Annotated in this window: 1 pseudogene; it reads right to left on the reverse strand. The window is 53.5% G+C overall.

The annotated features are described in order from the left end of the window. Positions 1-3: 3 nt before the first annotated feature. Positions 4-273 (reverse strand): annotated as a pseudogene (locus SB775_RS29400) (TraB family protein); the annotation flags it as partial.

Below are 273 nucleotides of genomic sequence, written 5' to 3' on the forward strand. Positions count from 1 at the left end.
CAATTATAAGTTTTCGAAAAACAAACGCAGCACATCGGCGCCGCCGATAAATGTGCCGAGCGAACTGCCGAGATTGGTCAATACGATGACCAGCAAAACGCGCGTCACTTTATTGTCCCAAAAGCCTTTTACCGTGAAGACGTCTTTCGACAGCGTATCAAAATCCCCGACATTCGGGCGGCGCACAAACGCTTGTGTCAGCCCGGAAAACCAGCCGGCCGCAACGAGCGGATTGAGCGAGGAGATCGGTGCGGCGACAAAGGCGGTCAAGAT

The sequence above is a fragment of the Peribacillus sp. SIMBA_075 genome (genome assembly GCF_046534585.1).